Here is a 25,998-nt window from a genome sequence, read left to right as displayed (position 1 = left end):
GCCGGCCGGGCAGCCGGGATACTGAACGTATGAAGCTCAGCCGTCCCGTCTCCTGGTTCCTGCTCGCCTTCGGCGCGTGGAGCTGGGTCATCTGGATCACTTTCGTCAAGAACCTGTGGAAGGACGGGAGCGGCCTCGCCTTCGACGACGCGGGTGACCCGACCGGGTACTTCTGGGTGCATCTGCTGCTGGCGGTGACGTCCTTTGTCTTGGGGACGGTGGTCGGGGGCATCGGGTTCCGTGGCGTACGGGCTTTGCGCCGTACGTCATAGGCCGAACGGCAAGGCAGGGGGAGCAGCGCAGTGATCTTCGTCTTCGTCCTCGCGGGACTCGCCGCGCTCGCGGTCCTCGCCGGGCTGCACTGGTACGGCTGGCGCCGCCTCGTGCGCGACACCACGGCGCCGGGCGGGGCTTGGCGCCGCGCCGGGACCGTCGTGTTCGTCGCGGGGCCGCTGCTGATGTTCGGGGCGGTGGCGAGCAGCCGGGCCGGGGCGCCGTTCTGGCTGCAGCAGGTCATCGCCTGGCCGGGCTATCTGTGGATGGCGCTGTTCCTCTATCTGACGCTGGCGCTGTTGGTGGGTGAGGTGGTACGTCCCGTCCTGCGCCGTTTCCTCGAGCGGCGGGCCCGGGCCGCCGACACCTCGCCGGTGCCGGCTCCCCCGGTGCGTGCCGCCGAGCCCGCCGTGGTCGGGGGCGGTGAGGGTCCGGCCGGGCCCGAATCCCGCGCCGAGGACGAGCCCGTGGTCGAGCCCGTGGACGAGCCGCTGGTCGAGCCGGCCGGGGCGCGGCCAGCGGGCCCCTCGCGTCGCCTCTTCGTGTCGCGCATCGTCGGCGGGGCGGCGGTCGCCGCCGCGGCCGGCACCGTCGGGTACGGCGCGTACGGCGTGCTGCGCGGGCCCAAGGTCAAGCAGGTCACCGTGCCGCTGGCCAAACTCCCGCGCGCGGCACACGGCTTCCGGATCGCGGTGGTCAGCGACATCCACCTCGGGGCGATCCTGGGGCGCGCCCACACCCAGCGCATCGTCGACACGGTCAACGGCACCCAGCCCGACCTGATCGCCGTGGTCGGCGACCTGGTGGACGGCAGTGTCGAGGATCTCGGGCCGGCCGCGGAGCCCCTCGCGCAGCTCCGGTCGCGGCACGGGAGCTTCTTCGTCACCGGAAACCACGAGTACTTCTCCGGCGCGCAGCAGTGGGTCGACCACGTCCGCGAGCTCGGGCTGCATCCGCTGGAGAACGCGAGGGTGCCGATCGGCGCGTTCGACCTGGCCGGGGTCAACGACGTGGCGGGCGAGAGCGAAGGGCAGGGCCCCGACTTCGCCAAGGCGCTCGGCGACCGGGACCGGGCCAGGGCCTCCGTGTTGCTCGCCCACCAGCCGGTGGTCATCCATGACGCGGTGCGGCACGGCGTCGACCTGCAGCTGTCCGGGCACACTCACGGCGGGCAGATGTGGCCGGGCAACATCGTCGCGGACCTGGCCAATCCGACGCTCGCCGGGCTTGAGCGGTACGGCGACACGCAGTTGTACGTGACGCGGGGCGCGGGGGCCTGGGGGCCGCCCGTGCGCGTGGGGGCGCCGTCCGACATCACCGTGGTCACGCTCGCTTCGAAGCAGGCCTGAGCCCCGTCCTTGCCGCGCGCCTGGCCGGAAAGCGCCGGCGCGGTCCGGCCCGTGTGACAACTCCCGGCCGTGCCACGCAGAAAGTGGTGAAGCTGTGTGCGGAATCGGGGGCGGGGGTGGCGGAGGTGTTGCGGCGCCGTGTGTTCCGCTTGCCCGGGCATCCTGCCTCGGTGCATCTCGCGCGGCTGCGGGTGCGCGACCACATGTCGGCCTGGGGGCACGGCGTGGGGAGCGGTGCGGTGGACGACGCGCTGCTCCTGGTGTCGGAGCTGGCCACGAACGCGGTGCGGCACGGGCTTGTCCTCGACCGGGAGTTCGAGGTGGCGGTGACCGTGCTGGCCGATGGTTCGTGCCTCATCGAGGTCTCGGACGGGAGTCCGGCGGGGCCGGAGCTTCGGGGGGCCGCCGTCGGCGTCGGGTGGGACGCCGAGCACGGGCGAGGGCTGCAGCTTGTGGACGTGCTTGCCCAGGCGTGGGGGGTGTGGCAGCGGGGGCGGTACGGGAAGACGGTGTGGGTGTTGGTGGGCGGGGCCGAGTCGGGCTGAGCCAGGCCGGCCTGCCACAGCGAAGGGCGGAGGCCCGGCGGGGCGGCCGTCGGCAGCGAAAGCCCTCACCCCACCGGCAACCGAAAGTCCTCTCCACCGGCAAGTGAAAGCCCTCACCCCACCGGCAACCGCACCATCACCGCCAGCCCCTCCCCGACCCCCGTCCGCACCTCCACCCGCCCCCCGTGCGCCGCCACCACCCCCTGCACGATGGCCATTCCGAGGCCGCTTCCCGCGCCGCCGCCCGCGCGGAAGAAGCGGTCGAAGATGCGGGACGCGTCCTCCGGGGCCAGGCCCGGGCCCCGGTCGGTCACCGAGAGGTGGACCTCGCAGGGCGAGCGCGTGAGGTCGATCGTCACCGCCGCGTCCACCGGGGTGTGGGTGCGTATGTTGGCCAGCAGGTTGGCCAGGACCTGGCGCAGCCCCGCCTCGTCCGCCCGTACGAGCACGGACCCGTCCGCCGAGACCGCGAGCGGCCGTTCCGGCTCCTGGGCCCGCAGGTCCGCCGCCGCATCCCGCACCAGACGGCTCAAGTCGACGTGCCGCAACTGCAGTTCGGGCTGCTGGTCGAGCCGGGCCAGGGTGAGCAGCTCGTCCACCAGGCGCCCCATCCGGTCGGTCTCCGCGTGCATCCGCGTCCACGCGCGCTTGCGGTCCGCCGGGTCGCGGAGCATCCCCTTGTCGTACAGCTGGAGGTAGCCCCGGATCGCCGCGAGCGGTGTCCGCAGCTCGTGCGAGGCGTCCGCGACGAACCGGCGCAGCTGCGCCGAGCTGCGCTCACGGGTGTCGAAGGCCGACTCCACCTGGTGCAGCATGGAGTTGAGGGCGACCCGCAGCTGCTCGATCTCCAGGACCGGGTCCCGGCCGGGCGGCACCCGCCGCGTCAGATCGCCCTCCGCGATGGCCGACGCCGTCTCCACCATGTCCTCCAGCGGCCGCAGCCGGTGCCCCGCCCCCATCAGCGTCAGCCAGGCGAGCAGCCCCAACAGCGCGCTCCCGACGGCCAGATCGAGCTTCAGCGCCTTCTGCACGCCCGCGTGCACGGCCTCGGTGGAGGTGGCCATCAGGACGGTGGTGCCGTCGCCCAGACGCGCTCCCACGGCCCGGTACGAGTCTCCGTCGACGCTCACGTCATGGGCCTCGTCCGACCCGGCGATCGCCGCCGGATCGTCCACCGCCGCGGCGAACGCCCGCTGCCGTCCGGTCGGCTCGGTCCCGGCGAACGACAGCGGCTCGCCCCGCTCGTCCAGGGCGACGAACACGGTGTTCGGCCGGGGCAGCCCGCCCGTCCCCGACGAACCCGGCGTCAGCTCGTCGCGCAGCGAGCCGATCGCGGCGAACGCCTCGATCTGGCTCCGCGTGAGCCCCGTACGCTCCAACGACTTTGCCGAGCCCAGCAGTTCGGAGTCCACCGAGTCGAGCAGATAGTGCCGCATCCCCATCAGGCTGACCGCCGTCGCCACCACGATGCCGAGCGCGAGCACCGCCACGCTGGTCAGCGTCAGCTTGGCCCGCAGCGAATGGATGCCGTGCCGCCGACGGCCCCCGGCCTTGCGCAGGAGCAGCCTCACGCGAGCCCGTACCCGATGCCGCGCCGGGTGGTGATCACCGGCGGCCCCAGCGGGGCGAGTTTGCGCCGCAGATAGCTGATGTACGTCTCCACCACGGTCGACTCCGCGGTGTGCTCGTACCGCCAGACATGGCGCAGGAGTTGCTCCTTGGGCACGATCCGCCCGCCGTTGCGGACCAGGAAGCGGAGGAGCGCGTACTCGGTCGGGGTGAGCTGTACTTCCTGGCCCGCCCGCCGCACCGCGTACGTCGTCTCGTCCAGTTCGAGGTCCCCGTACCGCAGCGGTGGCCGCGCGGGCAGTACGTCGGCCGGGCGGGTGCGGCGCAGGACCGCGATGATCCGGGCGACGACCTCGTCGATGTTGAAGGGCTTGGTGATGTAGTCGTCGCCGAAGCTCAGCCCGCCCACGATGTCGGCGGGCGCGTCCCGCGCGGTGACGAAGACGAGCGCCATCTCCGGGTGGGCGGCGCGCAGTTCACGCCCGAGAGCCCGCCCGTCGCCGTCCGGGAGCATCACGTCGAGCAGCGCCGCGTCGGGCCGCGTCTCGGCGGCGCGCGCGCGTGCCTGGCGCACGCAGGAGGCGGTCACCACCTGGAAGCGGTGGTAGCGCAGGGCGATGGCGAGTACGTCGGCGATGCTCGGTTCGTCCTCGACGACCAGGACGGTCGCCCCCTGATGAAGGCTCATGTCCTCAGTATCGGGGCGCTCGTTGTACCGGGGACCGGACCGAGCCTTGGAGTTCGTTGAGAGTCATGGCCGCGACGCACCACACCCGTGCCGCGCCGTCGATTCTGTGAACGGACCCGGGGGACCGGCGGATCGACGAAGGGGCAGAGATCGTGGCTGCATTGGCACGGTGGTGCTATCGGCACCGCCTGGTGGTCCTGTTGCTGTGGGTGGGCGCGCTGTTCGGCGTGGGCGCGGCGGGCTCGCAGGCGGGCACCGACTACGCGAACGTCTTCAGCCTTCCGGACACCGACTCCAAGCGCGCGTACGACCTGATGGCCGAGGCCTTCCCGGACAGCGCGGGGGACCAGGACACGGTGGTGTGGCGGGTCGATGAAGGCGAAGGCGACGGTGACGTACGGGATGAGGACGTACGGGATGAGGGCGTACGGGATGAGGACGTACGCGACCGGATCGAGCCCGCGCTGAAGAAGATCGCGGCGATGGACGGCGTCGGAGACGTCTCCTCGCCCTACACGAAGGCGGGCGCCGCCCAGATCAGCGGCGACGAGCAGATCGCATACGCCCAGGTGACCTTCCGCGAGCAAGCCAACGGCGTGCCCAAGGCGCTCGTCGAGGACGTCGTGGACACGGCGCGGGCGGCCGCCCGGGACGGGCTGCAGGTGGAGCTCGGCGGGCAGGCGATCACCCGCACCCAGGAGCCGCCGCAGGGCCTCGCCGAGCTGGTGGGCGTCCTGGCCGCGGCGGTCGTGCTCTTCCTGGCCTTCGGTTCGCTGTTCGCGATGCTGCTGCCCATCCTTGTCGCCGTGTTCGGGGTCGGCATGGGGATGATGGGCACGAGCCTGCTCAGCCACGTCACCGACGTGCCCGAAGTCGCGCCGCTGCTCGGCTCGTTGATCGGTCTGGGCGTCGGCATCGACTACGCGCTGTTCATCGTGACGCGGCACCGCAAGAACATCCTGCGCGGGGTGCCCGCCGAGGAGTCGGCCGTGCAGGCCCTCAACACCTCGGGCCGGGCCGTCCTGTTCGCCGGCGGCACGGTGTGCATCGCGCTCGCCGGAATGCTCGTGATGGACATGCGTTTCCTGGACGGCGTGGTCATCGCGACCTCGCTGACCGTCGTCCTCAGCGTCCTGGCCGCGATCACCCTGCTGCCCGCGATGCTCGGCGTCCTCGGCACGCGCGTCCTCAGCCGCCGCCAGCGCCGCAGGCTGGCGGCGAACGGCCCCGAGTCGAGCGAGGCGAGCGGCGCGGCCGCCCGCTGGTCCGCGTACGTACAGAAGAGGCCGAAGTCGATCGCTCTCGTCGCGGTGATCGTGATGGCGGCCCTCGCCGTCCCGGTGCTCTCGCTCCGGCTCGGCGCCACCGACCAGGGCAATCACCAGGAGTCGCAGACCACGCGCAAGGCGTACGACCTGCTGGCGGAAGGATTCGGCCCCGGCTTCAACGGGCCGCTCCAACTGGTCAGCGAGCAGCGCGACACCGGCGATCTGCTGCAGCGGGTACGGGACACGAAGGGCGTCGACCAGGCGGTCGCCGTGCCCACGCCGCCCGAAGCCGGCCTTTCGATCATCCAGGTCGTGCCCGACACCTCACCGCAGTCCAAGGAGACCGACGAGCTCATCGACCGGCTGCGGGACGAGGTCATTCCGGCCGCCGGGACGAAGACGCACGTCGGTGGAGTGACCGCGATCTTCAAGGACTTCGCGGCGGTCACGGGGGAGCGCCTTCCGCTGTTCGTCGGCGCGATCATCGGCCTCGGCTTCCTGCTCCTGCTGATCGCGTTCCGCTCGCTCGTGGTGCCGCTGACGGCCGCCCTGATGAACCTGATCGCGGCGGCCGCGTCCTTCGGTGTCCTGGTCGCGGTGTTCCAGTGGGGCTGGGGCGCGGAGGCGATCGGGCTCGGCAAGGAGGGGCCGATCACCGCCTTCCTGCCCGTCATCATGCTGTCGCTGCTCTTCGGCCTGTCGATGGACTACCAGGTGTTCCTGGTCAGCCGCATGCACGAGGAATGGGTGCACACGCGGGACAACGCCCGCGCCGTCCGGGTCGGTCTCGCCGAGACCGGCCGGGTCATCAACTGCGCTGCCCTGATCATGATTTGCGTCTTCTCGGCCTTCGTCCTCAGCGGCGACATGGAGGGCGCGATGGCGGGCATCGGGCTCGCGGCGGCGGTCGCCCTGGACGCGTTCATCCTGCGTACGGCGCTGGTCCCGGCGGCGATGCACCTCCTCGGCAACTCCAACTGGTGGCTGCCCGGATGGCTCGACAAGCGGCTGCCGCACCTGGCGGTCGAGCCCAAGGAGGAGGCGTTCTCGACGCCGACCGCCCCCGCCCCTGCCGTCGCCGTGCCCGAGCAGCTGCGCGGCGAGGGATCGGCGTCCGCCGTCTACGGCTTCGTCGTCAGCACGGACGGCCGCCCCCTGGAGGGCGCGATCGTCACGCTCGTCTCCAAGGGCGGCCGCCAACTGGACCGGGTGGACTCCCTGGCCGACGGCTCGTACATGCTGTACGTGCCCGGCGAGGGCGCCTACCTGCTCGCGGTGACGGCCGCGGGCTTCGGCGCCCGGGCCCGGCACATCATGGTCGGCGAGGAGCCACTGGTGTACGACGTCGAGCTCGCGCCGGACGGCGTGGACGCGGTCAACTGACCTTCTCGGCAAGCTGTTCGTCCGCCGCTTCGTCCTGCGTCTGGTCCTGCAGGGTGAAGCGGCGCACCCCCGGCACGGCCGCCGTCCCGGCGCAGGCGACGCCCACCAGACCCGCCGCGATCCACAGCGGCACCGCGGGTCCCCAGGCGTCCGCCGCGAGCGGCGCCAGGACATAGCCGAGCGGCATCGCACCGAGCGAGAGCAGCCAGTCGTACGAGGTGACGCGGGCCAGCGCCGTAGCCGGGATGGCCGACTGAACGGAGGTCTCCCAGATGGGCATCAGGAAGCCCAGGGCGGCTTGCGCGAGGCCGTAGGTGGCAATGATCAGGGCGGCCGGCGCCTGGGCGCCGAGCAGCACGAGCGGTACGGCGTACGTCGCCAGGCCCAGGTTCGCCGTCATGACCGGCCGGCGGGGGCGGGCCCGGCCGGCGAGCAGTGAGCCGAGGACCAGGCCGACTCCGCCGACGATGACCAGCGCGGTCCAGGTTCCCTTGCCGCCCAACTCCCCTACGGCAAGGCCGGGTCCGAGCGTCATCAGGACAGCTGCGGCGCCGTTCCATGCGGAGTGCCCGATCAGGCTGGTCCAGTACCAGTCACGGCTGCGCACCTCCTGCCAGCCTTCGGCCAGATCGGCGCGCAGCGAACGGCGCTGCACGGACACCGGGCGTACCGGGGTCATGCCGAGCAGCAGGGCGCTGACGACGAAGGAGAGGCCGTCCAGGACGAATGCCAGGCCGGGCCCGGCGAGTCCGACCAGGACCGCGGCGACCACGGGTCCGCCGACCCTGGAGGAGGTGGTGACCACGCCGAGGAGGGCGTTGGCCCGGTGCAGCTGCTCCTTCTTCTCGACCGTGCCGGTGATGAGCGACGGCAGGGTCGGCAGCGCGAAGGCCGAGGCGGCGCCACCGATCGCCTCGGCGAGTGCCAGCTGCCACAACTGCGGTTCACCGGAGAGGAGTTCGTAGCCCACGAAGAGCTGACTGGCGGCGCGTATGACATCCGTGGTGAGGGCGACCGTCTTGGCGTTGAACCAGTCGCCCGCCACACCGCCGATCGGCAGGAGCAGCAGCTTGGGCACCATCGCGCTGGCGAGCACGATCGCCATGGCCGAGGCGGATCTGGTGACGGACAGCACGGCGAAGGAGAGCGCGAGGGGGATGGCGGCGTCGCCGACGAGCGACAGGGACCGCCCGAGGAAGAGCAGGCGGAAGGCGGGAGTGCGCAGGGGGTGCGGCATGACGACGAAGATAATTCGGCGCCGAACTATTCGTCAACGAATTATCTGGATCCGAAGCATCTCGGCGTATGCTCGCGGACATGAAGCAAGACCCCACCGGCGAGCGGACTCGAGGCGAGCGGACCTCGGGCGCGGAGCGGGACTGGGCCGACGGCCATGTGGCCCGTTGGCTGCCCGTGCTGCCCGACCTCGACCTGGACATCGAGGGCGCGGTCACCCGCATGCAGAAGCTGACCGTGCATCTGCGCCGGGTGCGCGAACAGTCCCTGGGCGCCCTCGACCTGGAGCGCCAGGAGTTCGACACCCTGCACAAGCTCGCGGGCCGCGGCGGCACGGCGGCCCCGTCCGACCTCGCCGCCGACCTGGACCTGGCGCGCGCCTCGATCACCGGCCGGCTCGACACCCTGGAGCGGCGCGGCTTCGTCCGCCGCACCCCGTCCAGGACGGACCGGCGCCGGGTCGACGTGGAGCTCACCGAGGAGGGCCGCCGCATCTGGCACTCCTCGATGGAGGCGATCGGCCACGAGGAGCACCGGCTGTTCGGCGTCCTGTCCAAGGCGGAGCGGACTCAACTGGCGGACATGATGCGGCAGATCATGCTCCTCGCGGAGCGGGACAACGGGGCGCAGTGGACCGACTGCGGCCCCCGCGGCAGGGCGGCGCCTGAAGCGATCGGCTCAGCGCAGGATCTGTGAAGTGATCGACCGGTCCCTGATCCTCGCGTCGTCGGCCAGCAGGAACGCCTTCGACAGGATCAGCGCGAGCGGCCCGCCGTCCTCCTCGAACGGCAGGAAGAGCCGGTCCTTGCCACCGCCACCGCCACCGCCATCGCCCGCCGACCGCGAACGGTCCGCCACGATGCACAAGTAGGCGTCGTCCGGCTCCATCAGGACGTTCCCGGACCCCAGGTGGATCCGGTACGTCCGCAGCTCGCCACGCACCCGCAGGAACCGCTCCGTCAGCTCGACCCGGTCCGCTATCCGGGTCCTCGGCAGCAGCCGGGCCAGCGCCTGCCGGCGTATCCGCGCGGACTCGGTGAGCTCGCCGAACGACCACTTGCGCCAGTAGTCGTGGTGCCGGTCCGCACCCCCGTCCTGCCACTCGGGATCCGCACCGATCGACGCGACCCCCACGAACAGATCCACGTCCCGCAGTGCCTCGGACAGCAACTGTGCCGGTACGTCGACGAGTTCGGCCCCGATCCACGCCCCGCGTGGGCCCCGGCGGCGCTCGATGCGCACCTGGTCGGTGGCGCACAGCTGGACGTCGTACTCGTCGTGGTCGCCCTCGACCTGCTCGATGTAGAACCTTGCCCGCCAGTACTCGCCCTCGGTGGAGCGGAGTTCACCGGGCCGGGGCAGTTCGCGCACCATCTCCGCCGCGTGGCCGTCCTCGTGGCGCCCGAGGTGGTTGCCGTGCCAGCCGCGAGCCGTCATCAACGCCCTGGCCTGCGGATAGCGCAGGATGTGCGCGGCGAAGCGGTTGGAGTACACGGCCGTCTCGTGCTCCGCCGGGGTGAGCGGGTATATCTCCCGGAACGCCTGCTTGAAGGGCTGGCGAAGCTCCCGGTCGGTCAACTCCTCGCGCCACGCGCGGATGTCGTCGACCGTCGCGTGCAGCGGATGCCAGAGCCGAAGCCGGGTGCCCTCGCGCACCGGCATCGCGAGGCCGTCCACCGTGGCGAGCGCCCAGCCGGCACCCGTGCGCTCGGCCAGTCCCGAAGTCCAGCTCGCCCCGCCGTCGTCGCTGCCCTCCCAAAGGAGGGTGCGGCCGAGCGTGCCGGTCACCGGGTGCTCGACGCAGTACTGCGCCCAGTCCCGCGCGCTCCACCGGGTGCCCGCCATGAGCTGCTCCTCCAGGCGCGAGCGCTCGGTGGTGAGCGTGGCGCGCAGCTCCTTCAACGCGGCCCGGACCGCCTTGAGTTCGGTGGCGTACGTCTCGCGCATCGCCTTGGGCGCGGTCTTCAGGATCTGCCCGTCCGGGCCCCGGAAGGTCAGCGCGGCGCTGCCGGGCGCCTCGACCGCGAGGACGGCGGCGTACTGGCCGAGCTGATCCTCGCGCACCCCGCGCGCGTCGAGCCCGAGCTGCGGCACGGCGCGCTCGCGGAGCATCGCGGGGGTCAGCCCGCTGCGCTCGGCCACCTCCTCGAGCGCCTTGGCGATGCCCTTCTGCACGGTCCGGTTGCGGATCTTCGCCTTGAGCCGGCCGCCGAGCCAGGCCACGGCCTCCTCACCACGCGCACCACCGAAGGTGGCGAGGGCGGCGACGGCGCTGGTGGCGAGCTTGCCGTTGCGGCAGTAGCCGCCGGAACCGCCCATCCCCGTACCGGCGTTGAGGGCGACTTCGGCGGTCACGCGGACGACCCAGTCGGCGTCGATGCCGGCGGCGGTCCACAGGAGGCCGCGCACCAGGAGCTCATTGCCCTCGGCCACGAGGCCGGGCCAGGTGCTGCCGGCCCACCAGGGAGGCGTGACGTGGTGCTCCTCCTGGACGGCGATGCCTTCGAGGAGGGCCCGCACCAGCTGCTCGCCGGACGCGACGGCCGCGTACAGCTCCGCTGTCTGCTTGGTCCACCGCTTGGTGGGGCGGAGCTTGTCGAGCGTGCCGCAGTGGGTGAGGAGGGCGGCGGCACCAGGTGCGGCGAGCAGGTCCTTGTGGACGGCGCGCATGCGGGGGCCGTACTGGTCGTGGTGGTCCAGGACCTTGTCCGAGAGGCCGGTGCCGTCCGAGGGGAGGGGCACGATGAGGGTGTCGAGGCGGGTCAGCATCTCGTCGACCGGCGGGCCTTCGTGCTGCACGTACCGCGTGGCTGCCAGGAACTCGCGGGCCGACCGGAGCAGTTCCTGGTCGCACGTCCCGGCCTGCTCGGCGGCGGCCAGCGGGAGCTGGAGCCGCGCCGCGCTGTGCGGGATCTGCGAGTTGTCCTCCGTCAGGGCCCCGGCGAGGAGGGTGTCCGCCTCGGGCCGGGTCCAGCCGAGCGGCTGCCCCGCGAGCCAGGCGAGGGCTTCCCGGTTCGCGTCGTGGGCGTGCAGCCAAGTGGCCGCCTGCCTCCGCTCCTTGTGCAGCAGAGACTCCAGGAAGCCCCGCAGCACGGCCCCGCCCTCGAGCCGCTGCTGCGCACACACCTGATACAGCCTGGTTTCCAGGCCCACCCCAGCCGTCGTCATGCCCCCGAAGGTACGTCCCCGCACTGACAGCGCCCGCCCGCACCCCTCGCCCGGCCCGCTGTCAGTGCCCCGCCCTACGCTCCGAGGCATGGGAATGGTGACGTTCGTCGACGAGACGACATCGGGGGAGCGCCGTGATGCCTGGGCGCTGGAGATCGCGGAGGAACGCCTGACGCTGCGCGAGGTGATCCGGCGCCGGGTGTTCCAGGAGGTCACGGAGTACAACGCCCGTACGACGGGCGAGTTCCGCGGGCTTGTCCAGCCGACGGAGGCCGAGCGCACGCTCAACGGGTACGCGCTGCGCACCCCGCGCCGGATAGACCCGGAGCGGCAGTTCGAGCTCGCCGTGAAGGCGTTCGGGCGCAACGGGTTCCTGGTCCTGATCGGGGACCGGCAGGTCGAAGAGCTCGATGCGGAGCTCGATCTGAGGCTGGGCACGGAGGTCACGTTCTTGAAGCTTGTCCCGCTGGTGGGTGGCTGATGAGCACCAGGAATCCGGAGCGGTTCGCGGAGGTCGAGCGGCTGGTCGCCGAGGGCAACATGGGTGAGGTCGCGGAGCTGCTGCTCAAGATCACCACGAGGAACAGCAACCGCTGGTGGCGCGACGACGACACCACCTTCGCCGTGGTCCGCGACCTCCCGCAGGAGGCACGGCGGCGCCTGGCGGACGCCCTGAAACGGCTGAGTGAGCCCTACAGAGAGGGCGACCCGACCCGTATCAACGCGCTGACCCTGCTCACCGTCGTGACGAAGGACCTGCCCGGCGACGAACTGGCCGCCGAGCGCCGCAGGCGCCTGGACCACTACGGGCGGCTGCACTCGACGTGGTCCCCCTTGGAACTGACCACCCTCGCCGCGGCCGAACTGGCGTCGGGACGCGAGGTGCCCGGCCCGACGGTCGCCACACTGAGGCGTTCCGCACTGATGCAGTGGAGTCCGGTGCCGGAGCTCACGGAGCTCGTCGCCCTGCTGCCCGATCCCGTGCTGAACCCGGGGGAGGAATGGGCCGACCGAGCCCTCGACGACCTGGAGGGCCGCGGGCACGACTGGCTCGACCTGGTCCGGCACGCGGCCACCGCCAAGACCGCCAAGCCCAACGCCAAGTGGGAGAAGACGGCCCGCGCCTGCCTCGCGCGGCTCGACGCGGACGACGTCCGCACCACGGTCCTGCCCTGGCTCGCCCTGGTCGGCCGCCCCCGCACCCTGCTCCTCGAGGCCGCCCGGCACGGCACGGATGCCAACCATGAGTACGACCCGTACAACGCCGAAGCCCTGCGCGGCCTCGCCTGGACCCTGGGCCTGCTGCCCGGCCACCCGGACACCGCCCGCGCGCTCGGCGCCCTCACCGAGACCTCCTTGCGCAAGGCTCCGGGCCTCGGCCCCCGCAACCCGAAGGTCGCCAACGCCTGCGTGATCGCCCTCTCCCGCAGCGAGGGTGACGCCGCCCTGGCCGAACTGGCCCGGCTGGCAAGCCGCCTGACGTACAAGGGCACCCTGAAGATCCTCGACGCGGCGCTCGACACCCGCGCCAAGGCCATGGGCCTGAGCCGCGAAGAGATCGAAGAGCTGGCCGTTCCCGCGTACGGCCTGACGGAGGTCGGCCGCGCGACCCGCCAACTCGGCGAGACGCGAGCGGAGTTGCTCGTCCAGGGCACGAAGGTGAACCTCCAGTGGCGCAATGCCGCGGGAAAGCAGGTCAAGGCCCCGCCCGCCGCCGTCAAGCGCGACCACCCCGAGGAGCTCAAGGAACTCAAGGTCGCCGTCAAGGACATCGACAAGATGCTCTCGGCCCAAGTGGAGCGTCTGGACCGGCAGTTCGTCGCCCGCCGCAGCTGGCCCTACGCCGCCTGGCGCGAGCGCTACCTGGACCACCCGCTGGTCGGCACGCTCGCCCGTCGTCTGCTGTGGACGGTCGACGGCACCACCGTCGGGTACGCGGACGGCGAGCTGCGCACGCTCACCGGCGAACCGGTGGTGGACGGCGAGCGGGTCGAGCCGTGGCACCCCGTCGGGCACGAGCCGGCCCAGATCGTGGCCTGGCGCGACTGGCTGGAGCGGCACGCCGTCACCCAGCCGTTCAAGCAGGCCCACCGGGAGGTGTATCTGCTCACCGACGCCGAGCGGAACACCGGTACCTACTCCAACCGCTTCGCCGCCCACATCGTGCGCCAGCACCAGTTCCACGCCCTGGCCGCGGTCCGCGGCTGGCGCAACAAGCTGCGGCTGTGCGTCGATGACAGCGCCCCGCCCGCCGTGCGTGAACTGCCGCAGTGGGGGCTGCGCGCCGAGTACTGGATCGAGGGCGTCGGCGACGAGTACGGCGTGGACACCACCGAATCCGGCAGCTACCTGCGGCTGCACACCGACCAGGTTCGCTTCTACCCGATCGACGCCCCGGAGAACTCGGCGTCCTGCTACGGCGGCGGCTACTCGATGTGGCTGCGCGACGGCCGGGAGCCGGTCGATCCGCTGCCCCTCACCGACATCCCGGCCCTGGCGCTGAGCGAAGTCCTGCGTGACGTCGACCTGTTCGTGGGTGTCGCCAGCGTCGGCAACGACCCGGCCTGGTACGACGGCGGGCCCCAGGGCCGCTTCCAGGAGTACTGGACCTCATACAGCTTCGGCGACCTGAACCAGAGCGCCGAGACCCGCCGCGACCTGCTCGCCCGCCTCATACCGAGGCTCGCGATAGCCGACCGCTGCACGATCGAGGGCCGATTCCTGCACGTCCGGGGCGAGTTGCACACGTACAAGATCCACCTCGGTTCGGGGAACATCCTGCGGACCCCGAACGACCGGTACCTGTGCATCGTGGCCGGCTCGCGCAAGGCGGAAGCGAGTACCGGCTACCTGCCCTTCGAGGGCGACGGAGCGCTCTCCGTCATCCTCAGCAAGGCCATGCTGCTCGCCAAGGACAAGGAGATCACCGACCCGACGATCACCAGCCAGCTCTGAGGCGGCCCGGCTCTGCGGCGACCGGCCAGGCGTCAGCCCTTCGGCTGCCTGGCCGGATCGTTGGTCATCCCCGGCAGGAAGTCCGTGAACAGCTCGTGCACCTCGCGCACCAGCGGCCGCAGCACCCGGAAGCGGGCGAGGGCGACCCCGCGCGTGGTGAGCTTGGCGCCGCGCTCGGACAGGCGGTAGCTGCGCTCGCGGTCCGGTGAACGGTCGAAGACCCAGTACAGGACGAGGCCCATCTGGGAGAGCCACATCAACTCCGGGAGGATGTCCTTGAGTTCATCGGGCACCTTCGCCTTCGCGCCGGCCAGGACCTCGCGGTGGACGTCGATGGCGGCCTCGCGCGCGTGCTCCGACTCGGGGGAGAAGGGGCTGAGCGGGGAGTCCGGATCGGCGGCGTTCTTGAAGAACTGCGCCGCGAATTCGTGGTACGGCTGGGCGATGTCCAGCCACGCCCGCAGCACCCCGGCGAGCCGCGCCTCCAGGTCGGTCTCCCGGTCCAGGACGGGCCGGACCGCCTCCTGGTGCTCACGGGCGATCCGGTCGTAGAAGCCCTGGATCAGGTGTTCCTTGCCGGCGAAGTAGTAGTACGCGTTGCCGACCGAGACGCCGGCCTCCTTGGCGATGACCCGCATCGTCGTCTTGTCGTAGCCCCGCTCCTGGAAGAGGCGCATCGCCGTCTCCAGGATGAGCGTGCGGGTCTGCTCACTCTTGGCGGCCCCTGCCCCCGGCTCCTTCTTGACGGCTCCGGAGCCGGACCCGGAGTCGGCGGGCGGCTCGTCGGCGGGGGGCGCGGGGCTCTGCTTCGCTGCTGGCACGATCACGAGCCTAACGACTCGCGCAGCGACCGCTGTCGCAGGCATCCGCGGCAGCGGCTTCGGCCACGGCTCGGTCGAGGGTCCAGCCCCGCTGCGGGTGATAGCTCCACCCGTCCCCGCGGTGGAAGCTGCCGTCGACCCAGCCCTGCGGGCTGCGCGCGGCCGAGCGGTACTTGGCCGCCGCGAGGACCGCACCCCGCGCGAGCCGCGCCCCCGCCGGGGTGGCCATCCGGTGGGCCATCGGCCGGTACTCACGCAGCGCCCACAGGGTGACGACCCAGGCGGCGGGGCCCAGATAGACCTGCCCCCCGTCGCCGATCACGGTGATGTCGTCGAGCGTCGTGCCGTGGTCGAGCCCGGGGAAGCGCCGCCGCGCCTCGTCCGACCCGGCCGGCACCAGATCGAGCGGCACCAGCTGCGCCTGCCGCGCGAGCCATTTGCGTACGACGGTGCAGAGCGAGCACTCGGCGTCGTAGAGGACGGTCAGCCGGCGAACCGGGGCGCTCCCCACGCCCCGGTCCGCTTTCACGGCGCCCATCCCTCAGGCCCCGGTGGGTGCGGCCCACGCACCCTGGTCGCCGCTGAACCCCTGCGGCGGCACCGGCGGAAGCTGCTCCCGCTCCATGAGCCCCCGCCGCCGGATCTTGTTGAGCACCCAGACGTTGCCCAGGTGCATCACGCCGAGCACTAGCAGCACCACACCGAGCTTCACCGACAGTGCCTCGAACAGTCCGCGTGCGTCCTCGACTGCCTCGGCGGCCTTCAGATAGAGGGCGACGAAGCCGAGGTTCACCAGGTAGAAGCCGACGACGAGCAGGTGGTTCACGGCGTCCGCGAGCTTCTCGTTCCCGTGCAGCACATCGGCGAGGAAGATCTTGCCGTTGCGGCTGAGGGTCCGGGCGACCCAGACGGTGAGGCCGATGCTGATGGCCAGGTAGACGACGTATGCGAGGACTGTGAGGTCCATGGTTCCGCCCCTTCGGGATGCGTTCGTCTGCGGCTTTCCCCGCCCATTGAACGCGTTCAAAAGCTGTTGTCATGGACTGTAGACCTGTTTTTGAACACGTTCAAGCCGCTGCCCGTGTGGCCCAGGTCTCGGTAGCCTGATCTCCGGCGGGGGGCGACGGGGGAGGCGGGGCGGGCGATGTCGACGAGTCTTGGGCCGGGCCGATTACTGGACGACGGCCGCTACGAGATCGAGGAGCAGATAGGCCGGGGCGGCATGGCCTCGGTCTACCGGGCGAAGGACACCGAGCTGGAGCGGACCGTCGCCGTGAAGACCATGAGCACCGCGCTCGCCGCGGAGGCGAGCGGCCGCGAACGCTTCCGCCGCGAGGCCCGCGCCGTGGCCAGGCTCAGCCATCCGAACGTGGTCGCCGTGTTCGACGTACGCGAGGAAGCGCTGCCCGCCGGTCCGCTGCCGTATCTCGTCATGGAGTACGTCGACGGCGAGACCCTCGCCGCACGCATGCCGTCCGACCCGAGCAGGGCCGGACTCGACCAGGCGCTCCGCATCACCGCCGAGATCCTTGCGGCGCTCGCCGCGAGCCATGCCCGGGGCATGGTGCACCGCGACATCAAACCGGCGAACGTCATGGTGTGCAGGGACGGCACGGTCAAGGTGATGGACTTCGGCATCGCGCACGCCCTGGAGGCGCCGGGCGCGGCCCTCACCCGGACCGGCACGGCGATCGGGACGCCGCACTACATGTCACCCGAGCAGTTCGAGGGCCGGCGCGGGATCGACGGCCGCTCCGACCTGTACTCGCTCGGCGTCGTCCTCTTCGAACTGCTCACGGGCGCCGTGCCGTTCGACGCCGACTCCGGCTTCCAGGTCGGCTACCAGCATGTGACGAAGCCGCCGCCGACGCTGGGCGAGCGGGGTGCGCAGGTCCCGGCGGAGGTCGAGGCGCTGGTCTCGCGGGCCCTTGCGAAGGAGCCGGCCGACCGGTTCGCGGACGCGGACGAGATGCGCGAGGAGATCGAGCGGCTGCGCGCGGGCGGCACGGGCCCGGCGCCCGCGCCGCGCGCGACCAAGCTCTATACGCAGATGACGCCCGAGCAGGCGGTCCCGGTCCCCGAGATGCCCGCCACGCCGCCACCGACACCGGCCGCCGCGTCCTACCCGACCCCGACCCCCCAACCCTGGCAGCAGCAGCAGCCACCGCCGCAGCAGTGGGCCACGTACCCCACCCCCCAGTACCAGTACCTCCAGCCCCCGCCTCCGGGCGCCGGGCCCGTGCCCGGCCTGGGCAAGTGGAGCCGGCGGCTCGGCCTGGTGTACGGGCTGGTCGTGCTGGGCTACGTGCTCATCTCGCTCTCCGGGGTCCGGAGTGTGGGCGGCTCCGGGATGGTGGTGGGGTCGGTCCTCTGCGCCGCCGCAGGGATCTGGATATCCGCCGGTGTGCTGACCCGTGCGCCGTGGCAGCTGCGCCTGGCCGTGCTGCCCGGGCTGCTCCTGCACAGCTTCTTCCTGCTGAGGGTCGTGGCGCAGCTCGTCGAGAGCGGGAGCTAGGGCCCCTGCCGGGGCACCAGGGGCCGTCCGCTACGAGGGCAGTCCAACGCGAGGGCCGTCCGCTATACGGCGGCAGGCTCCGGTTCCCGTACGTCCACCGGCGTACGCGCCAGCGACGGCCGCTTCAGGTAGTCCGTGAAGCCCACGACATTGCCCCACGGATCCGCCAGCTCCACCGTCCACCCCGTCGACACGGAGATCGGCTCGTCCGGCACCACCCCGGCCGCCGCCAACTCCCGCCCTGCGGCCCGCGCGTCCGGCACCTCCAGCCACACGCGCACCGCCCAGTCGCCGGGCGGCCGGGGCAGCAGCCCCTCCTCCTCGCGCAGCAGTACGCCAGGGGTCTCCTCGCCCACCTTGAGCAGGGCGATGCCCGCCTCGTCGAGGCGGAAGGCGAGCGGGAAGCCCGCGCGCTCGTAGAAGTCCACGGCCGCGCCCAGATCGCCGACGGGCAGCAGAACGTTGTCGAAGCCGAGCAACTGAAGTGACATACCGTCAGATTAGCCCCGAAAAGGCTGATATCCCGGGACCTTGGCCTGCGACTGGCCTGCGGTCGGCCGTCGACCGGCCTCAGACGCTCAGCGATCGCGCGTAGTTGACCTGCCCCATCACCCAGGGGAAGGTCTGGGGCCCCTGCGCCGGGATCATCGTGGAGTGGTGGCGGCCGCCGCTGGTCACCGTCACCTGGATGAAGCCGGTGGTGGTCTTCTCCTTCATCAGGAGGAAGAGCAGACCGAGCAGGCAGAAGATGAAGAAGACGATCGCCAGGACCACCGCGTGGGTGGGGATCTTCTCCTCGGTGCGGGACATGTCCGTGGCCGTCCAGATCGCGCCCTTGAGCGGCAGTTGACCCGCGGGCGTGATGATCGAGTCACCGGTGACGGTGATGTCCCCGATCGACAGCAACGGCGCACCGCCGCCGGGCGCCGGCGTCCCGTAGGCCCCGCCGCCGGGCTGGGCCACGGGCGGCATCGCGGGCGGGCCGTACCCGCCGGCGGGGTAGCCGTAGCCGGGCTGTGCGGGGCCCGGATAGCCGTAGCCCGGCATGGTGGGCTGTTGCGGGTCGGGCCCCCACTTGTAGTCGTCGGCCCCGTTCGGATTCTGCTCGCTCATGTCCCCCGACTCCTTCTTCGCCAAGTGCGTTGCCCGTCGATGCTTTCACAACGCGGAAGGCCCCGCCTCCACAAGGGAGACAGGGCCTTCCGGAACGTGCGGAACCCACGAGGGCAACGTACGTGGAGAACGTACGACCGGGAAGCTCAGAAGCGACGCGTGATCAGCGCCCGCTTCACTTCCTGGATCGCCTTCGTGACCTCGATGCCACGCGGGCACGCGTCCGTGCAGTTGAACGTCGTGCGGCAACGCCACACGCCGTCCTTGTCGTTGAGGATCTCCAGGCGCTGCTCGCCCGCCTCGTCACGCGAGTCGAAGATGAAGCGGTGCGCGTTGACGATCGCGGCCGGGCCGAAGTACTGCCCGTCGTTCCAGAACACCGGGCACGACGACGTGCACGCCGCGCACAGGATGCACTTGGTGGTGTCGTCGAAGCGCTCGCGGTCCTCCGGGGACTGCAGCCGCTCGCGCGTCGGCTCGTTGCCCTCGGTGATGAGGAACGGCATGACGTCGCGGTACGCCTGGAAGAACGGCTCCATGTCGACCACGAGGTCCTTGAGGACCGTGAGGCCCTTGATGGCCTCGACCGTGATCGGCTTCTCCGGGTTGAGGTCCTTGATCAGCGTCTTGCAGGCCAGGCGGTTCTTGCCGTTGATCCGCATGGCGTCCGAGCCGCAGATGCCGTGCGCGCAGGAGCGCCGGAACGTCAGCGTGCCGTCGACGTCCCACTTGATCTTGTGAAGGGCGTCGAGGACACGCTCCTTCGGGTCGATCTCGATCTGGAAGTCTTCCCACACCGATTCGTCGGAGATCTCCGGGTTGAACCGGCGGATGCGGAAAGTGGCCGTGATGTACGGGGAATCGGCGAAGCCTGCCTCGGGCTTGGCGTCTTCCTTGTCGAGGGTCGGGGTAGCCATCAGTACTTACGCTCCATCGGCTGGTAGCGGGTCGTGACGACCGGCTTGTAGTCGAGCCGGATCGAGTCCTTGCCGTCGTCGGCGACCTCGCGGTACGCCATGGTGTGGCGCATGAAGTTGACGTCGTCGCGGTTGGGGAAGTCCTCGCGGTAGTGACCGCCGCGGGACTCCTTGCGGGCCAGCGCGGAGACCGCCATGACCTCGGCCAGGTCGAGCAGGTTGCCCAGCTCGATGGCCTCCAGGAGGTCGGTGTTGAACCGCTTGCCCTTGTCCTGGACGGACACGCGCAGGTAGCGGTCGCGCAGCTCGCCGATCTTCTCGACCGCGGTCTTGATCGTCTGCTCGGTACGGAACACCATGACGTTGGCGTCCATGGTCTCCTGCAGCTCCTTGCGGATGTCGGCCACCCGCTCGTTGCCCGTGGAGTTGCGCAGTCGCTCGACCTGCTCGATGACCTGCTCGGCCGGGTTCTCCGGGAGCTCGACGTAGTCGACCTTGGCCGAGTACTCGGCGGCGGCGATACCGGAGCGCTTGCCGAAGACGTTGATGTCGAGCAGCGAGTTGGTGCCCAGACGGTTGGCGCCGTGCACGGAGACACAGGCAACCTCGCCGGCGGCGTACAGACCGGGCACGACCGTGGTGTTGTCCGCGAGGACCTCACCCTGGACGTTCGTCGGGATGCCGCCCATCGCGTAGTGCGCCGTCGGCTGGATCGGGATCGGGTCCGTGTACGGCTCGATACCGAGGTACGTACGCGCGAACTCGGTGATGTCCGGCAGCTTGGCGTCCAGCTGCTCCGGCGGCAGGTGCGTGAGGTCGAGGTAGACGTGGTCGCCCTCGGGGCCGCAGCCGCGGCCCTCACGGATCTCGGTGTAGATGGAGCGCGAGACGACGTCACGGGACGCGAGGTCCTTCATGACCGGCGCGTACTTCTCCATGAAGCGCTCGCCGTCCTTGTTGCGGAGGATGCCGCCCTCACCGCGGGCGCCTTCCGTAAGGAGGATGCCCATGCGCCAGATGCCGGTCGGGTGGAACTGGAAGAATTCCATGTCCTCGAGCGGCAGTCCGCGCCGGTAGCAGGCCGCCTGGCCGTCGCCGGTGAGGGTGTGCGCGTTGGAGGTCACCTTGAAGAACTTGCCGGTGCCGCCGGACGCGTAGATCACGGCCTTCGCCTGGAAGATGTGGATCTCGCCGGTGGCCAGCTCGTACGCGACGACGCCGGCGCTCTTCTTGACGCCGTCCTCCTCGACGATGAGCTGGTCGAGGACGTAGAACTCGTTGAAGAACTCCACGCCCTCCTTGATGCAGTTCTGGTACAGCGTCTGGAGGATCATGTGGCCGGTGCGGTCGCCCGAGTAGCACGCACGGCGGACCGGGGCCTCGCCGTGATTGCGGGAGTGACCGCCGAAACGCCGCTGGTCGATCTCACCCTTGGGCGTACGGCCGAAGGGCAGGCCCATCTTCTCCAGGTCGAGGACCGCGTCGATGGCCTCCTTCGCGAGGATCTCGGCGGCGTCCTGGTCGACCAGGTAGTCGCCGCCCTTGATCGTGTCGAAGGTGTGCCACTCCCAGTTGTCCTCTTCCACGTTGGCGAGCGCGGCGGCCATGCCGCCCTGCGCCGCACCGGTGTGGGAACGCGTGGGGTAGAGCTTGGTGAGCACCGCGGTGCGGGAGCGCTTCGTCGACTCGATGGCCGCGCGCATGCCCGCGCCACCGGCGCCGACGATGACGGTGTCGTACTTGTGAATCTTCATGAGTGAGTTACCTCGGTCCCTCGGTCCCGTCGGCCTAGCGGATGTTCGGGTCGAAGGTGAAGATCACCAGCGTGCCCAGCAGGACGGTGAACACCGTGGCGGTGTAAAGGAGCATCTTCAGCCAGAAGCGCGTGTTGTCGCGCTCGGCGTAGTCATTGATGATCGTGCGCAGGCCGTTGGCGCCGTGCAGCATCGCCAGCCACAGCATCACCAGGTCCCAGGCCTGCCACCACGGCGAGGCCCAGCGGCCGGCCACGAAGGCGAAGCCGATCTTGGACACGCCGCCGTCGAGCACCAGCTGGATCAGCAGGTGGCCGAGGACCAGGACGACGAGCACGATGCCGGACAGGCGCATGAACAGCCAGCCGTACAGCTCGAAGTTCGTACGCGTCGACTTCGGCGTCTTCTTGGTGCGCTTGCGCGGCGCCTCGATGAGCGGGGCCGGGTTGTCCACGTCGTAGAGGGAGACGTTCTCGGCCTCGACCTCGACGGACCCTGCGGGGGTGGTCTCTGCAGACATCGGCGTCAGCTCCCGAAGACTTCGCGTACGGCGTGGCCGAGCACCGGGTACAGGGCCATGGCCATCATCACGATCCAGATGCCGAGCACGGTCCAGAGCATCTGCTTCTGGTAGCGCGGGCCCTTCGACCAGAAGTCGACGGCGATGATGCGCAGGCCGTTGAGCGCGTGGAACAGGATGGCCGCGACCAGGCCGTATTCCAGCAGTGCCACGATCGGCGTCTTGTAGGTGGCCACGACATCGTCATACGCCTCGGGGGAGACGCGGACGAGAGCGGTGTCGAGGACGTGTACGAACAGGAAGAAGAAGATGAGGACGCCGGTGACTCGATGAGCCACCCAGGACCACATTCCTTCCCGGCCGCGGTACAGCGTTCCAGCCGGCACGGAAGAACCCTCCGGGAGCGGGGATTGGGGCCTGCCGGCTTCTCTGTCGGACGGGCCCGGCCGGGTACGGTCCACCGGCCGTCCGTCATCGTATCGACCAAGTGTCGGTACACCTGCCGGGGGGCCTTAGGTGTGATCAAACAGGCACGTACGGGCTATCGGTGGGGTCGAAATCCCGAAATTCCCCGATCAGTCGGGCGATACGGGCACGTGCGAGCCTGCGCAGCTCCTCGGCGGCGACCGCGCGTTCCTCGTCCGGTTCGTTGCCGAGCCGGGAGCGGAGTCCGGCCAGGGTGTGGTCGAGGTGTTCGGCCGTGGGCAGGCCGACGAGGCTGATCACGAAGGCGTGGCCGAAGGTGCTCTCGTACTTCGCGTGCGCGGCGCCCAGTGCCAGTTGGGCGGCGCGCGGCGTGAGGTCCGGATGCGGGCCGCCCGGCGATTCGCCCGAGAGGGCCTCGTCGAGGTCGGTGATCGCCAGGTCGTAGCTCGCCTCGTCGGCCGCGGCCAGGAGGGAGTCCAGGTCGGGGTAGGGACGGTGGGCGGCGACGCGCTGGGCCCAGCGGTGGCTGGCGCAGCAGGTGCGCAGCGCGGTTTCCGCGATGGCCGCCTCGGCGTGGTTGAAGTGGCCGAGCCCCCGGTGCACGGTGGAGGTGCCCGACTCGCCGGGCGCGCCGGATGCCGCGTGGGCCTGGAGCGGTATGGCGACGCGGTCGGGCAGTCGAGGGGTGGTGGGCAGCTTGCGCTCCTCGGTGCGGCCGGGACGGCAGAAGTGTGATGGGCACTGTGAAGACGACAGAGGTGGCATAGAGGTTGTGCGGAAAGAGTGGGGGGAGTGGCGTCAACGCTATCTACGGATGACGGGAGCTGTCCGACGGATGCACGAATTTCACCCGGAAGGGAGAGTTTCGGAACGCCTGGGTGACCGTGGAACGCGGCGTCGGTCTTGGCGTGGGAGGTTGCTGACGTGATGAATCGCCATGCGGGCGCACGCCGCCCGAGGGGTCTTGTAGCCGCCGGCCTGCTGGCGGGCGGGGGTGCCGTACTGGCCGTCGCCCTATGGCCGACCGGCTCCGGCAACGGCCCAGGACCAGCCGACCACGCCGACGACAGCCCGCCCGCCGTATCGAGCCCCGCCCCCGAGCCGAGCCGGAACTACGCCCTGTCGAAGGCGCCCCGCACCATCCCCGCCGTCCGCGAGCACAAGGCCGCGCGCGGGCCCGGCTGGAAACCGGCGAAGGAAGGCCGCGTCGTCGTCGCCGGGGCCGACGCACCCGAGCTGGGCGACGAGGCCCGGCTGCTCGCGGGCGAGCTGAAGCTGGGCTTCGCCGAGGGCGAGCAGCCGCGCGAGGGCGATGTGGAGCTGGCCCTCGTCTCGGGCGCCGAGAACCCGGAGGCGTACACCCTCAGCGTCAGCGACCGCCGGGTGCGGATCTCCTCGACCGGCCCCTCCGGGGTCTTCTACGGCACGCGTACGTTGAAGCAGATGGCCCGTGGCGAGGGCGCGGCCCCCGAGGGCATCGTGCGCGACGAGCCGGCCAAGGCGCAGCGCGGCTTCATGCTCGACATCGCGCGCAAGCACTTCACGGCGGGCTGGATCGAGGACCGGATCCGCGAGCTGGCCGACCTCAAGTACAACCAGTTGGGCCTGCACTTCTCCGACGACCAGGGCTTCCGCATCGAGTCGTCCTCGCACCCGGAGGTCGTCTCCGCGCAGCGCCTGTCGAAGGCCGAGGTGAAGCGGATCCTGGCCCTCGCGGACAGCCTGCACATCACCGTCATCCCCGAGATCGACTCGCCGGGCCACCTCGGCGCGGTCATGAAGGCGCACCCCGACCTGCAGCTGCGCGACACGCGCGGGGTGCCGTCCCGGGGCGCCGTCGACATCTCCAAGCCGGCCTCGGCCCGCATCGTCGACGACCTGCTCCGCGAGTACGCGAAGCTCTTCCCGGGTGCGTACTGGCACCTCGGCGCAGACGAGTACCGGGCCCTGATGGTCCCGAACCCCGAGGCCTCCTACCCCCAGCTGACCGCGCTCGCCCGGCAGAAGTTCGGCCCGAAGGCCAAGGTCCAGGACCTGGCCACCGGCTGGCTGAACGACCGGGCCGCGGTGCTCCGTCCGTACGAGAAGAAGCTCAAGGTCTGGAACGACGGGCTGTTCCGCGGCGGGATCGTGGCGGCGGCGCGCGACCTGGAGGTCGAGTACTGGACGGGCAAGGAGTACAGCGCGCGCGAGCCGGTCGAGTATCTGAAGGACGGTCGCAAGCTGGTCAATCTCAACGACGAGTACCTGTACTACGTGCTCGGCGAGCCCAACACCTTCAAGTACCCGACCGGGCAGCGCATCTACCAGGAGTGGACCCCGCTCGTGGTGCGTGGCAGCAAGCCGGTGCCGGCGTCGTACGGCGACAAGATCCTGGGCGCGCGGCTGGCGGTCTGGTGCGACTTCTCCGACGCGCAGACGCAGGACCAGGTGGCGGCGGGGGTGCGGATGCCCATCCGGGCGCTGGCTCAGAAGGTGTGGGATGCGAGGCAACCTTCGCTCTCCTGGGGGGAGTTCGGGAAGTTGGCTCAGAAGTTGGGCTGATCCGGGGCTGAGCTCCGCTGATTTTGGAGCTTTTGCGTTGGACGCGGCGTATCAGAATCACATAAGTTCGCGCAGGCGTGCGGGCCGTCCTGGGGAGAGGCGGTCCGCTGCGCATGTCAGCACGCAATGTGATCCAGAACCCGTGGGGGGTTTGTATGTCCCAGATGCCCGTCGCTCCGCCGCCACCGCCCGAGCAGTACCGCATCGCTCCGTCGGCTGCGCTCCGGTCGCCCGTCGGTCTGTCGAAGGCGGTCGTGGCCGTGCTCGGCCTCGTCATCGCCACCGATCTGTTCGCGGTGTGGCAGGGATTCGCCTCGTGGGATCTCTTCGAGCGGATCCTCGGTCACGGCAGTTACACCCTCGAGGAGGCCGACCGGGCGGACACGCTGTACGCGGCGTCCGGCGTCGCGCAGGTCGCGGCACTCATCGCGGCCGCAGTCGTGTTCATCGTCTGGTTCCACCGCGCGCGCGTCAACGCCGAGGTCTTCGCGCCCGAGTACCACGCCAAGAAGCGCGGCTGGGTCATCTGGGGCTGGTTCGTGCCGGTGGTCAACCTCTGGTTCCCGAAGCAGATCGCGAGCGACATCTGGAACGCCAGCACCATCGAGGGCAGCAACCGCTCCAGGGGCCTGCTCAATGCCTGGTGGACCGTGTGGATCGTGAACCTGGTGTACGGCCGCTTCGCCACTCAGCGGTACATGAAGGCCGAGGAGGCGGCGGACATCAAGCAGGCGCTCATGGGCGTCGTGGTCAGCGATCTCATCGACATCGCGGCCGCCGTCCTCGCCATCGTCTTCGTGGCACGCCTCACGCGCATGCAGCACGAGAAGGCCCTGCGCGGGCCGGGTGAACCGCTGCCCATGCCCGGCCGGCACCTCTAGCCGTACGCGAACGGGCCGGGCTCCGCCACCAACTGGTGGCGGAGCCCGGCCCGTTCAGTGCTGCGGCGTAGCT

At 70.7% G+C, this 25,998-nt stretch carries 24 protein-coding genes; 10 read left to right on the top strand and 14 right to left on the bottom strand.

The window, feature by feature from the left end:
* Positions 1-29 precede the first annotated feature (29 nt).
* The 3 genes from OG430_RS20040 (at position 30) to OG430_RS20030 (ending at position 2,167) form a co-directional block, all read left to right on the top strand.
* Positions 30-272: an SCO4848 family membrane protein gene (locus OG430_RS20040; protein WP_327353921.1), complete on the top strand. Its 243-nt coding sequence runs from the start codon at positions 30-32 to the stop codon at positions 270-272.
* 30 nt (positions 273-302) lie between these two features.
* Positions 303-1,622, top strand: a complete 1,320-nt coding sequence (locus OG430_RS20035) for a metallophosphoesterase (RefSeq protein WP_327353920.1) — start codon at positions 303-305, stop codon at positions 1,620-1,622.
* A 125-nt stretch (positions 1,623-1,747) separates the two neighbouring features.
* Entirely contained in the window at positions 1,748-2,167 is a 420-nt protein-coding gene (locus OG430_RS20030; RefSeq protein ID WP_327359162.1) for an ATP-binding protein, read from the top strand.
* 113 nt (positions 2,168-2,280) lie between these two features.
* Here OG430_RS20030 and OG430_RS20025 read toward each other — a convergent pair whose 3' ends face one another.
* Both OG430_RS20025 and OG430_RS20020 read right to left on the bottom strand, forming a co-directional pair.
* Positions 2,281-3,738 carry a sensor histidine kinase gene (locus tag OG430_RS20025; protein WP_442816524.1) on the bottom strand — a complete coding sequence of 486 codons (1,458 nt, stop codon included), beginning with the start codon at positions 3,736-3,738 and terminating at the stop codon, positions 2,281-2,283.
* Entirely contained in the window at positions 3,735-4,424 is a 690-nt protein-coding gene (locus tag OG430_RS20020) for a response regulator transcription factor (RefSeq protein ID WP_327353919.1), read from the bottom strand. The genes OG430_RS20025 and OG430_RS20020 overlap by 4 nt, the downstream gene beginning before the upstream one ends.
* Positions 4,425-4,585: 161 nt before the next feature.
* Between OG430_RS20020 and OG430_RS20015 the strand changes: the two genes are divergently transcribed.
* Positions 4,586-7,075, top strand: coding sequence for an MMPL family transporter (locus OG430_RS20015; protein ID WP_327359160.1), 2,490 nt, complete (start codon positions 4,586-4,588; stop codon positions 7,073-7,075).
* Here OG430_RS20015 and OG430_RS20010 read toward each other — a convergent pair.
* Positions 7,068-8,312: an MFS transporter gene (locus OG430_RS20010; protein ID WP_327353918.1), complete on the bottom strand. Its 1,245-nt coding sequence runs from the start codon at positions 8,310-8,312 to the stop codon at positions 7,068-7,070. The two genes, OG430_RS20015 and OG430_RS20010, sit on opposite strands and share 8 nt — an antisense overlap.
* Positions 8,313-8,392: 80 nt before the next feature.
* On the opposite strand from OG430_RS20010, the gene OG430_RS20005 reads away from it, so the two are divergent.
* Entirely contained in the window at positions 8,393-9,007 is a 615-nt protein-coding gene (locus OG430_RS20005) for a MarR family winged helix-turn-helix transcriptional regulator (RefSeq protein ID WP_327353917.1), read from the top strand.
* Here the strand turns inward: OG430_RS20005 and OG430_RS20000 are convergent.
* Positions 8,990-11,479, bottom strand: a complete 2,490-nt coding sequence (locus OG430_RS20000; RefSeq protein WP_327353915.1) for a DUF4132 domain-containing protein — start codon at positions 11,477-11,479, stop codon at positions 8,990-8,992. The genes OG430_RS20005 and OG430_RS20000 overlap by 18 nt on opposite strands.
* 88 nt (positions 11,480-11,567) lie before the next feature.
* Here OG430_RS20000 and OG430_RS19995 point away from each other — a divergent pair, with 88 nt between their 5' ends.
* Together OG430_RS19995 and OG430_RS19990 are read left to right on the top strand one after the other, a co-directional pair.
* Positions 11,568-11,960 carry a hypothetical protein gene (locus OG430_RS19995; protein WP_327353914.1) on the top strand — a complete coding sequence of 131 codons (393 nt, stop codon included), beginning with the start codon at positions 11,568-11,570 and terminating at the stop codon, positions 11,958-11,960.
* A complete protein-coding gene (locus OG430_RS19990) occupies positions 11,960-14,434 on the top strand; it encodes a DUF4132 domain-containing protein (protein WP_327353913.1) in 2,475 nt (824 codons plus the stop codon). Before OG430_RS19995 ends, OG430_RS19990 begins: the two co-directional genes overlap by 1 nt.
* Before the next feature lie 32 nt (positions 14,435-14,466).
* On the opposite strand, the gene OG430_RS19985 is transcribed toward OG430_RS19990, so the two are convergent.
* Genes OG430_RS19985 through OG430_RS19975 form a run of 3 tightly spaced genes read right to left on the bottom strand, consistent with a single transcriptional unit; the run spans position 14,467 to position 16,222 of the window.
* On the bottom strand, positions 14,467-15,255 hold the full coding sequence (locus OG430_RS19985; RefSeq protein ID WP_327353912.1) for a TetR family transcriptional regulator: 789 nt from the start codon (positions 15,253-15,255) through the stop codon (positions 14,467-14,469).
* 10 nt (positions 15,256-15,265) lie between these two features.
* Positions 15,266-15,793 (bottom strand): thiol-disulfide oxidoreductase DCC family protein, encoded by a 528-nt coding sequence (locus OG430_RS19980; protein WP_327353911.1) that lies wholly within the window; start codon positions 15,791-15,793, stop codon positions 15,266-15,268.
* Positions 15,794-15,796: 3 nt separating this feature from the next.
* Positions 15,797-16,222, bottom strand: a complete 426-nt coding sequence (locus tag OG430_RS19975; RefSeq protein ID WP_327353910.1) for a hypothetical protein — start codon at positions 16,220-16,222, stop codon at positions 15,797-15,799.
* 177 nt (positions 16,223-16,399) lie between these two features.
* Between OG430_RS19975 and OG430_RS19970 the strand changes: the two genes are divergently transcribed.
* The gene (locus OG430_RS19970) at positions 16,400-17,770 is read left to right on the top strand and encodes a protein kinase domain-containing protein (protein WP_327353909.1); all 1,371 of its coding nucleotides are present in this window, start codon (positions 16,400-16,402) and stop codon (positions 17,768-17,770) included.
* 62 nt (positions 17,771-17,832) lie between these two features.
* Here the strand turns inward: OG430_RS19970 and OG430_RS19965 are convergent, their stop codons facing one another.
* The 7 genes from OG430_RS19965 to OG430_RS19935 all read right to left on the bottom strand — a co-directional run bounded on the left by OG430_RS19965 (position 17,833) and on the right by OG430_RS19935 (position 23,265).
* On the bottom strand, positions 17,833-18,261 hold the full coding sequence (locus tag OG430_RS19965) for a VOC family protein (protein ID WP_327353908.1): 429 nt from the start codon (positions 18,259-18,261) through the stop codon (positions 17,833-17,835).
* A 79-nt stretch (positions 18,262-18,340) separates the two neighbouring features.
* Positions 18,341-18,883, bottom strand: coding sequence for a hypothetical protein (locus tag OG430_RS19960; protein ID WP_327353907.1), 543 nt, complete (start codon positions 18,881-18,883; stop codon positions 18,341-18,343).
* Between the two features lie 146 nt (positions 18,884-19,029).
* The gene (locus tag OG430_RS19955; RefSeq protein ID WP_327353906.1) at positions 19,030-19,800 is read right to left on the bottom strand and encodes a succinate dehydrogenase iron-sulfur subunit; all 771 of its coding nucleotides are present in this window, start codon (positions 19,798-19,800) and stop codon (positions 19,030-19,032) included.
* A complete protein-coding gene (gene sdhA, locus OG430_RS19950) occupies positions 19,800-21,554 on the bottom strand; it encodes a succinate dehydrogenase flavoprotein subunit (protein ID WP_327353905.1) in 1,755 nt (584 codons plus the stop codon). The genes OG430_RS19955 and sdhA overlap by 1 nt, the downstream gene beginning before the upstream one ends.
* A gap of 34 nt (positions 21,555-21,588) precedes the next feature.
* Entirely contained in the window at positions 21,589-22,074 is a 486-nt protein-coding gene (locus OG430_RS19945; protein WP_327353904.1) for a succinate dehydrogenase hydrophobic membrane anchor subunit, read from the bottom strand.
* A 5-nt stretch (positions 22,075-22,079) separates the two neighbouring features.
* A complete protein-coding gene (sdhC, locus tag OG430_RS19940) occupies positions 22,080-22,460 on the bottom strand; it encodes a succinate dehydrogenase, cytochrome b556 subunit (protein ID WP_327353903.1) in 381 nt (126 codons plus the stop codon).
* A gap of 136 nt (positions 22,461-22,596) precedes the next feature.
* Positions 22,597-23,265, bottom strand: a complete 669-nt coding sequence (locus OG430_RS19935; protein ID WP_327353902.1) for a 2-oxo-4-hydroxy-4-carboxy-5-ureidoimidazoline decarboxylase — start codon at positions 23,263-23,265, stop codon at positions 22,597-22,599.
* Positions 23,266-23,427: 162 nt separating this feature from the next.
* Here OG430_RS19935 and OG430_RS19930 point away from each other — a divergent pair, with 162 nt between their 5' ends.
* Together OG430_RS19930 and OG430_RS19925 are read left to right on the top strand one after the other, a co-directional pair.
* Positions 23,428-25,044: a beta-N-acetylhexosaminidase gene (locus OG430_RS19930; RefSeq protein ID WP_327359159.1), complete on the top strand. Its 1,617-nt coding sequence runs from the start codon at positions 23,428-23,430 to the stop codon at positions 25,042-25,044.
* 155 nt (positions 25,045-25,199) lie between these two features.
* Positions 25,200-25,925: a DUF4328 domain-containing protein gene (locus tag OG430_RS19925; protein ID WP_327353901.1), complete on the top strand. Its 726-nt coding sequence runs from the start codon at positions 25,200-25,202 to the stop codon at positions 25,923-25,925.
* Positions 25,926-25,998 lie beyond the last annotated feature (73 nt).

The sequence above is a fragment of the Streptomyces sp. NBC_01304 genome (genome assembly GCF_035975855.1).
Classification (GTDB): Bacteria; Actinomycetota; Actinomycetes; order Streptomycetales; family Streptomycetaceae; genus Streptomyces.
Note: the sequence above shows the minus strand (reverse complement) of the source record. Positions and strands in the feature narration are given on the sequence as shown.